This is a genomic window from Pseudofrankia coriaricola, assembly GCF_032027725.1.
Taxonomy (GTDB): Bacteria; Actinomycetota; Actinomycetes; order Frankiales; family Frankiaceae; genus Pseudofrankia.
Genome location: NZ_JASNFO010000131.1, coordinates 21,971 through 30,431, shown reverse-complemented (window position 1 = coordinate 30,431; position 8,461 = coordinate 21,971). Strand labels below are relative to the sequence as shown.

The 8,461-nt window shown below is 70.1% G+C and carries 7 protein-coding genes and 1 pseudogene; all 8 read right to left on the bottom strand.

Annotated features, from left to right (window positions below):
* Positions 1 to 188, bottom strand: a pseudogene (locus tag QOZ89_RS43740) (maturase); the annotation flags it as partial.
* 19 nt (positions 189 to 207) lie between these two features.
* Entirely contained in the window at positions 208 to 2,697 is a 2,490-nt protein-coding gene (locus QOZ89_RS43735) for a recombinase family protein (protein ID WP_312630112.1), read from the bottom strand.
* Complete coding sequence (locus tag QOZ89_RS48000; protein ID WP_397428955.1) at positions 2,694 to 3,074, bottom strand: DUF5372 family protein; 381 nt, start codon at positions 3,072 to 3,074, stop codon at positions 2,694 to 2,696. The genes QOZ89_RS43735 and QOZ89_RS48000 overlap by 4 nt, the downstream gene beginning before the upstream one ends.
* A gap of 37 nt (positions 3,075 to 3,111) precedes the next feature.
* Positions 3,112 to 3,435, bottom strand: coding sequence for a hypothetical protein (locus QOZ89_RS43730; RefSeq protein ID WP_312630110.1), 324 nt, complete (start codon positions 3,433 to 3,435; stop codon positions 3,112 to 3,114).
* A gap of 608 nt (positions 3,436 to 4,043) precedes the next feature.
* A complete protein-coding gene (locus QOZ89_RS43725) occupies positions 4,044 to 4,517 on the bottom strand; it encodes a hypothetical protein (RefSeq protein WP_312630108.1) in 474 nt (157 codons plus the stop codon).
* 11 nt (positions 4,518 to 4,528) lie between these two features.
* Positions 4,529 to 5,002: a hypothetical protein gene (locus QOZ89_RS43720; protein WP_312630106.1), complete on the bottom strand. Its 474-nt coding sequence runs from the start codon at positions 5,000 to 5,002 to the stop codon at positions 4,529 to 4,531.
* A 648-nt stretch (positions 5,003 to 5,650) separates the two neighbouring features.
* A complete protein-coding gene (locus QOZ89_RS43715) occupies positions 5,651 to 5,872 on the bottom strand; it encodes a hypothetical protein (RefSeq protein WP_312630104.1) in 222 nt (73 codons plus the stop codon).
* 182 nt (positions 5,873 to 6,054) lie between these two features.
* Positions 6,055 to 8,241 carry a tyrosine-type recombinase/integrase gene (locus QOZ89_RS43710; RefSeq protein ID WP_312630102.1) on the bottom strand — a complete coding sequence of 729 codons (2,187 nt, stop codon included), beginning with the start codon at positions 8,239 to 8,241 and terminating at the stop codon, positions 6,055 to 6,057.
* Positions 8,242 to 8,461 lie beyond the last annotated feature (220 nt).

Sequence of the window (8,461 nt, the reverse complement as noted above, 5' to 3'; positions counted from 1 at the left end):
AAGCAGCGGGAGATGTCCCCCTCGATGAACCAGTGTGTCCCTTTCCAGACGTCGACCACCTCGCGTAGCGCTGTGTGGCAGCCTCGGCCTGGGCGGAAACCGTGGGAGCGGTCGGAGAACTGGACGTCGTAGTACGCCTCCAGCAGGAGACGCACGGCCTCGGCGACCAGCTTGTCCGACCAGGTAGGCGTGGTGGCTTCATACTGCTCATCTCGCTGTAATCGTTTGGGTTGTGGAGTTGACTTTCACGGTGCGGGCGGCGCGGTGGAGGCAGGCGGTTTCCACCTGGTCGTTCCAGGGGATGGCGACCCGGTCAGCGTTGACACGGTAGGCGGTCAGGTAGCCGCGGCGGATCCAGTAGTAGATCTGCGCGGTGGGGATACCGAGCCTGGTGGCGGCCTGGTGGACGCTGAGGTCTCCGTGTGCGGTGGCGGCGTGCGGGAGGGGCCGGCTGCCCGGGCCGGTCGGGCCGGATCCGGGATGCTCGATCCGTGTGCGGCAGGCGGCCGCGACCTGCGGGTTCCACGGGAGGCTCAGGCACCCGCTCGGGGTGCGCCGCGCGGTCAGTTGGCCGATGCGGATGCGGTAGTAGATGACGTCGTCGGGCACGCCGAGTCGGGTGGCGGCCTGGTGGACGGTGATGTCGCCGGGCAGGACCTCACGGGGGCCGGGGGCATGGGGGATGAGGTGGCCGGAGGCGTCGATCTGGCGGCGGCAGGTGGCCTCGATCTGGGCGTTCCAGGGGATGCACCAGCGTCCGGAGGGGTCCTTGCGGCCTGCGAGCCGGTCGTGGGTGAGCCAGTAGTAGACGGCGTTGGCGGTGATCCCGAGGATTGCCGCGGCCTGGTCGACGCAGATCTCCCCGTCCTGGAACGGGCACCGGCCGGGGATGTTGTAGGTGTGGCGGACCCAGGCGACGGCCGCTTCGTCGTAGGGACGGCCGGTTCCGGTGGTCAGCCCGGCTTCGGTGAGCGCGGTGACGATCTCGGCGTCGGAATGGTCCGGACCGAGCCGGGCGATCAGCTGGCGGGCTGGGGCCGGGGTCCTGCGCACTTCCGGTGAGGTGGCTGGTCTGCGCAGGGCGAGCTCGTCGGTGGCGCCGGTGTGCCAGCGCACCCCGAGCCGGGCCCGGGCCCGGTCGGTCTCGGGCAGCAGGGTGACATCCGAGATGAGGGTGCGCAGCAGCCGCTTGCGGTCCCGGTCCCGGGTGTGCCGGCTGTGCCAGAGTCCGGGCAGGTCCGCGGCCAGCGCGCGCAGGCCGTCCCGGTCCGGTAGCGCCGGCCTGCTGTCGCGGGCGGCGGCCAGGGCGGCCTCGGCTTCGGCCAGGGCGGACAGTCTGGCTTCCCAGCGGGTCTCCAGGGTGGCGGCGACCAGCCGGTTCTCCGGCTCCACCGCGCCCAACGCGCGCTCGGCGCGCCCGGCGTCGTAGCGGGCACGTTCCACGGCCAGCTCGGCCGCCCGGTGGGAGCGGGTGTGCCGGGAGGTGACCTCGTCCGCGGCGGCCAGAGCCCGCTCGATCTGCCCCGGCGACACCGTGGCGAGCAGCAAGCCGGCCACCGCGTCGTCGACCACGTCGGCGCGGATCGACCGGCAGGTCGCGGTGGCCTCGTGGTCGGCGCGCGACGACGAGCAGCCGTAGGCCGCCCGCCCCTGCGGGTAGTAGCGGGTGGTCATCGGCCGTCCGCACGACCCGCAGAACATGATCCCCTGACACAGGGCCAGGCCCTCCCGCGCCGGGCGCGCCCCCTGGTGGGTGCAGTTGGCCGTCAGCCTCGCCTCGATGGCCACATACTCCTCCCAGGTGATGTAGCCCTCGTGGTGGCCGTGCAGCACGAGGGGCCACTGCTCGCGGGGCAGCAGCCGCACCCCGGTGTGCACGGTGGCGTCCGGGCACACGGTGCGGCGGGTGGCGTACCGGCCGTAGACGTAGGTGCCCGCATAGCACGGGTTGGACAGCACCCCCAGCGCCCGGGAGTGGGTCAGCCGGCCCCACCGCAGCTGTCCGGCCCAGATGCCCCCGTAGGCCCGCAGGGGGAACCGCCGCCGGGCGAACGCGGCCACCACCTGGAACGCCGAGCCGCCCGCGGCGAACGCGGCGAAGACGTCCCGGACCGCGGCCTGCACCTCCCGGTCCGGGTCGATCACGCAGACACCCTCGTCGTCGTAGACGTAGCCGACCGGCAGCGGGAAACGCAGCTCGCCGCGTTCAGCCGCGGCCCGTTTCGCGCCCTGCAACCGGCCGGTCAGCAGGTGCAGCTCACACTCGGACATACTGCCCTTCAGCCCGAGCAGGAGGCGGTCGTTGATGTCCGCGAGATCGTAGACACCGTCGGTGTCCACGAGCAGCGCATCCGTCAGACGGGCCAACTCCAGCAGGCGGGCGAAGTCCGCCGACGAGCGGGCCAGCCGGGACACCTCCAACCCGAAGATCGCCCCGACCTCGCCCAGACACACCTGAGCCACCAGGTCGCGGAAGCCCTCGCGGTCGGCACCGAACGTCCCCGACACCCCCAGGTCCGCATCGATCACCCGCACGTTCTCGCGGTCCCAGCCCAGCTCCACCGCCGTGTCCACCAGGGCGTACTGCCGCAACGTGGAGGCGGTGTTGTCCCGCACCTGCACCAACGTCGACTGCCGAAGGTAGATCGCGGCCGCCCGGGACCGATGCGACGCGGTGATCTTCGAAAACCCGTTCACGGCCACCCTCCAGCACCGCCTCGACCATGTTCGCCAGCACCATCACCTGTTCGCGCCACACCCCCGGCCCCGCCACGGCCCCTCGATCCCGGCCCCGCCGGGGCCTCGCACGGCACCTCCCCGCCGTCCTCCCCCTGCCCTGTCCGGCCACGCTCACCCCGGCGCAGCAGGGCATCCGCCAGCACCCGCGCAGCACCCAACTGCTCCACCGACAGCCGCTCCGTCATCGGGGCCTCCCCACGATCCGTCCACGCCTGCGGCAACGTCACCGTCCGGCCCACATCACGCGCGCAGACAAACACCAGCCCACCACCCCGGCGCTTGACATACAAAATCTCCAGACGCCGGCCAGCCAGCGCGTGAAACGGATGAGTCACCGTTAGGAAACCCAAAGAAGACTTGGACAAAACGGGACTATGCTGCAACCGTCGGAATTCCCAGGCGCCGCAGCCTGCCCGACCCGTCGGATTTGGGAATCACACGCTCCCGAACCGGCAGGGGGGTGAACGTCCGGGCCTTCAGACCCGACCGCACGTCGGCCAACAGCGCAGCGACGTCCCGCTCGTTCTCCAGGGAGGCCGGCACGACCCGGTCCACCCCGGCGGTGCGCGCTCCTTTGTTTGTTCGCACCCGGTTCCAGGCCACTACCAGGAAGTCCGGGTGGTAGACGAGGTTCATCAGATCATCGAACACACGGCCGGGGTCACCGGCCGCCCATCGGTGCAGCTTGGTCTGCATCCTCAGTACCCGTGGCCATGCCTCGGCGAAGCTCGGCCACGGTTCACCGGTGTTCACCAGTGTGCTCCTGCCATTACAGCCCCTAACCACCTGAATCCGCTGGACCCCTTCGCCCTGTGGGCGGCTCTCCCGCCCTCCACGGCAGGTCGCTACGCCTGCGACTACTACAGGTCCTCCGCCCCGCCCAGGGCCGTCGGCGGACGACTCGCTTTCCCGCGCCCGCGTCCATGGCTTGAACGCCGGCGGCGGGAGCCTCTGGGCGGTTCCCACGTTCGCTTACAACCGGTTGTCGGGTTAGGTCGCCAGCTATGCCCCTGCGGCCTCGCCACGGTTACGCCGCAGACTTTCACCGTGGCCTCCCAGCCGGCGATATCAACCAGCCAGGGAGTTCCCCGCCCAAGGGCGGGTGCGCACCGCAATCCAGCCCATATCCACCGGGTTGAGGCTGGCGGTACCTCTTGAGGAGCTTTACAGCGCTGGTTCCTCTCGTCGACCTTCCCAACTCGCTTGCCGGGCCCGCACCATCCGGTAGTTCTGATGCATCCCGTCGTTGTCAGGGCTGCTTTCCCTCCCCGTCGCCTCCCGGTTTGGGCCACCCTCAGCTTCTGTCACTCCGCTGCGACGGCGTGACGATGGGGGTCTTTCACCTCCATCCGGTTTGTAAGCGCCTCGTGGCGCTCGATATCCCAGGTCCACACCTGGTTCGGCGCGGACGCGAGCAGCTCGGGTTTCACACGCGGCGGATGCGTCGCCTGGGCACGGCGCTCCCCGGTCTGCTCCCGGGCCGCCAGGATCCGGTACAGCGTACGGGGAGAGGCCAGGTAGACCCCCTCGTCGAGCAGCGTCGCCCACACGTGCGCCGGCGACGAGTCGGCGAACCGCTCCGAGTTGAGAACCCCAAGGGCCCTCGCCCGTTCCTCCGCGGAAAGCGCCCGGGGCTGCACACGCTCCTTGTGCGGCTTCGGCGGCCGCCGCTCCAGCGCCGACGCCGGAGGGCGATGGCGCCGGTAGAACGTCGCCCGCGACCGACCCACCAGATCGCAGGCATTCTTCGGCCCGACGACCCCGGAAAGCTCGACCACGCACGCGTCGACTATCCGTTCTCCTTCGGCGACGACGCCCGGGTAATTTCGGGAATGCTCTCGGAAAGCGCCTCCAAGAGCGCGTTGGCTTTTCCCATGATGCCAATCACGCGCTGGGACGCCTCGAGTTCCTTCTCTTTCCGGGCCAGCGTCGCCTCCAGCTCCGCTATCTTCTTGTCCCGCGGGTCGGCCGCCGGCCGGCCGCGCTTCCTCCCCGGCACCGCCGCCGCGCCCTGGCCCGCCGCGCGACGCCACTCCACGATATGCGCCGAGTACAACCGCTCCCGACGCAGGATCGCGCCCTTCTCGCCGGGCCTGGTCGCCGCGTCGTATTCCGCGAGAATCCGAGCCTTGTACGCCGCCGTGAACGTCCGCCGCTTCGCCTTCGGCTCGACCTCCGGGTCAGGCCGTCCCGCCTCAGGTCCGGGGTCATCCACCCGACCATCATCGACCAGGCCTCGCCTGGCCGTCAGCACCGCCGCCACGATCTCCCTCTCCCAACCCCGCCCAAACTACCCTATAAGAGACATACCGCCTGTCTCATCTCATCTTGGCAGGTAGGGTTCGGCAAGCTCGACAAGCTTGTCGCTGACCGCCCGCTGGCGGCCCTCGTCCTGACCCGGATGGTCGCCGCACGCGCCGACCGCATCGCCCACGACGCCGCCGCCGTGGCCCGCGGGCGCGGCATCGTCTGGGAGGTCATCGGCGGGGCGCTGCAGGTGAGTCGCCAAGCCGCCTTCGGACGATTCGAGGGCAAGCGAGCAACTGCGCGCCGCCGAAACACGGGCAGCCCCAGGTGACCCCAAGGGGACCCGTGCCTCTGCAGCGACCTGCTCCGCTTCCTCTTGCGGCACAGAGCCACATGTACCGCTCCGACGGGCGCCCGGACGTCGCCTGCCCGAGTGCGGCAAAGGCCCTTCGCGCAGCACGGCGAGCGCTACAAGGGCTGGTCGCGGGGAACCAGCCGACCCCTGGTCCGTCGGGCGCATCAATGGCCGGGCCGGACTCGCCTGAATCGAGCAGTCCGAGGTCGATCTGATCCGCACTGCCGGCCCGGCGCGGCCAGGTGGCTGCCGCCGTCGGTGTAGGGGACGGTCGGCGGCGGCAGTCTGTCGACGGGGCGGATCTGGGCGTCAGGCGCTGCGGGCGAGAGTGCGTTCAGTGGCGCGGGCGCGGTGGATCAGGCTGGTCAGGGTGGCTACCGTCGGCGAGTCCCAGCCCGTCAGCCAGGTGACGATGCGCTCGTCGAACGCGCCGAGCGTCACGCCGGCCAGGGCGCGGCGCAGGGCGGGGCCTCGGTCGCCGAGGGCGATCAGCGGTGGCTCGTGCTCGATCGGCCCGTCCGGCACTGCCACCAGCCAGCCCGCGCCGCGTCCGCCGTCCGGTGAGAGCGCGGCGACGGCGGCTGGCGGCGGGACCGGGCCGGCGCGGAAGACCAGGGTGACCTCTACATCTTTTCTGGAGTAAGCAAAGAGGACATTCCTCGGATATGTGGAGTGTTCGTCCGGGGAAGGGTGGCTGGTGTCGGCCGCTGCTGCTATCTGATGGTCGGGATCCCGAGGTCGGTCTGGGTTCCCGGGGAGTTGCGGATCGTCTTGTCGAGGCTGGTGAGTTTCTCTTTGGCTTTGGTGCGGCTGTAGTGGAGTCCTTCGACTTCGCCGAGCCAGCCGTTCATCTTGGCCTCGCTGATGCGGTCATCGAGGTTTCGAATGATTTCGACCAGCCGGGTTCGCTGGGCCGGTGAGACTCTCAGCATCGGGCAGCGCAGGCACGAGTGTTCGTGCTGGCAGCCTGTGCCGTAGGGTCGGCCGCAGTCGCCCAGTTCCAGCTTGCGGGCTTGGAAGTGTTGCTGGAACTCGCGCCATTCCTCCTCGGTTGGCTCACGGTACTCGGCCTCGGGCCGGACGGCCCGCCGGCCGTCGAGAAAGGACCTGTAGGACCGGATGAGATCTTCCTGGAAAACGGCGAGATATGCCTGTGTCGTGGTTATCGTCTGGTGGCCGAGCAGCCGTGCCGCTATATGGACCGGGAGCCCTCCGGTCACGGCCTCCGTGGTGAATATTCTGCGGAAGTCGTGGGCGCTGTAGTGCAGTGGCTCGCCCGCGGCGTCGAGCAGGCCGGTCCGCGCGACCGCGTCGTTGAGGAGGTGGTGGACCGTGTTGTAGCTCATCACGCTCCAGCGGTGGCCGTTGCGGCGCTGGAACAGGTGCGGAAGCGGCGGTCCGGTGATCCGCTCGTGGGGGTCCCAGCGGGCGACCAGGGGGACGGAGCCGCCGTTGAGACGGCGGAGCCTGCTGATGACACTGGCCAGGACGCTGGCGAGCTCCGGGCTGACGAGAAGGAGCCGTTCCTCGTTGCTCTTCGACGGCACGATCTGCAGGAGTGGCGCCAGTTCGCGGGTGCCGGGAAGCTGGTAGGAGGTCAACGCCAGATGTGTGATCTCCAGTAGTTCCTCCAGCCGGGTGCCTGTGTGCCGGAGGGTTTCGATGATCGCCCAGGCCCAGAACGCCTCGTCCTCGGCGCGGGTCAGGTCGGCGCTGACGCCGGTGTCGACGTTCTCGGCGACCACGGTGTCCCGGCCGCGGTAGCGGTCGCCTCCGTGGTGAGCTTTGGCGGCGAGACGCCGGTATCGCTGGCCGTCGTGGGTGAACAGCCCGCCGCCGGCGGTCGTGGTCGCCGTGTCCAGCAGCGTCCGCTGACGGTCGCGGTGGCGTTCGGCGGTCTCGACCAGGACCGGCATCTGGGGCAGACGTTCCCGGACCCGCTGGTGCATCCGTGCGGTGGCCTGGAGCCGGGCCTTGACGATCCCGCCGGTGTCGCCGCGGCGGACAGGGCTGGGGACCGCCCAGGGCACCCAGGACGGGTCTGTGTGCGCCCATTCCTGGATATCGAGGTAGAAGGCCCGCACCTGGGTCAGCAGCTCCAGCCGGCCTTGGCGCGGCCTGACGTGTCCCTGTTTCGTGCGGACCGTGCGCAGGCGTTCCTTCCACGCCTGGGCGACGTCCTCGGGCAGGTCCAGGCTGTCGATGCCAGGGTGGTGGCGTTCGATGTCGGCCCAGAACGTGCCCGCGAGCTGGCTGGCGGTTCCGCGCAGGGTGTTGTAGTCCAGGCTGGGACGCCGCTCTTCCAGGTAGCGGATCAGCACGGCCCGGACGGTGGGGCTGCGGATGCCGTAGGAGTCGACGAGATCGCTGACCGGTAGCTGGCCGCGGCGGACTGCTTCCCGCAACGACCCGCTCACGGAGATCACTCCTGCCTCGCGCAGCAGGTCCCACGCCGTGCCCAGTCCCCTGTTGGCCTTGTGGCGCAGGTTCATCCAGTCGCGGAACTCGAAGATGTCCTGGGTGGTGAGGTGCTCGAGGTCCTTGCCGGTGTGCAGGACCATCTTGACCAAGGCCGTGCGTGCCAGGGTGCGCTCCTGGGCGGTGATCGGCTCGGCTGTGTCCTGGCTGAGCCGGTCGAACAGCTCCGGGCTGATGAGGTGGGGTGCCTGCTCGAACAGAACGGCGGGCTTGGTGCGCACGAAGTAGCCGTAGCCCGGTCGCAGGACACGTGCCAGGAACAGCCAGTTCAGCCCCGCTCGCAGCTCCGTGACGCTGGAGCGGGCCGTTCGGGGGCCGTCCGCGGCGAGCTGGCGCGTCCAACCCGAGTCCTCGTCACCGCTGGCGGTGAGCCAGCGCCCCTGCCATCCCTCGCCAGGCCAGGACCCCAGCCAGGTCAACACCTGGCTCTGGCGGTTCCATCTGGTTCTGGCGCAGATCTTGTGACGCGAGCGCAGTCGATCACTGGGCGTCACCGGGATCCGCGGCCGACAGACCGGCCACGACTGGCAGGTCGCGTCGCGGCCGGGGGCCACCACAAGATCCGCGCCAGAGCCTTCCATCTGGCCCCGCCAGGGCGGTTTGAAGTGGCCCCACCCGGAGGGTGGTGGGGCCACGGTGTGG